The sequence below is a fragment of the Vibrio sp. 2130-1 genome (genome assembly GCF_033339515.1).
This window is the reverse complement of the sequence record NZ_JAWOUT010000781.1, coordinates 1-504: the sequence shown is the minus strand read 5'-3', so window position 1 is coordinate 504 and position 504 is coordinate 1. Positions and strand designations below refer to the sequence as shown.

The 504-nt window shown below is 43.3% G+C and carries 1 protein-coding gene; it reads left to right on the top strand.

The window, feature by feature from the left end:
* A partial coding sequence (locus R7Q09_RS28675) for a polysaccharide biosynthesis/export family protein (protein ID WP_318144274.1) occupies nt 1-504 on the top strand: 504 nt, incomplete at both ends.

Below are 504 nucleotides of genomic sequence, written 5' to 3'. Positions count from 1 at the left end.
TTTGGGATCACCCAGAACTAACTATTCCAGCTGGTTCTTATCGCAGCTCTGCTGAAGCGGGTAACTGGGTACATGCTGATGGTACTATCTTCTATCCATATATAGGTATTGTTGAAGTTGCGGGTAAAAACGTTCGTCAAATTCGTGCAGATATTTCTCGCCGATTAGCAAAGTACATAGAAAGTCCTCAAGTGGACGTCAGCGTCGCCGCTTTTCGTTCGAAAAAATCCTACATTACTGGTGAAGTAAGTAATCCTGGACAACAACCAATCACCAACATCCCACTCACCTTGTTAGATGCAATTAACCGTGCAGGTGGATTAGCCGAAAACGCCGACTGGAAAAATGTAACACTGACAAGAAACGGCATAGTTGAAAACATATCTCTTTATGCGCTGATGCAAGAAGGCGACCTCACTGAAAATAGGCTACTTCAACCAGGTGATATCATCCATGTGCCAAGAAATGATTCGCAAAAGGTTTTCGTTATGGGTGAAGTTAACG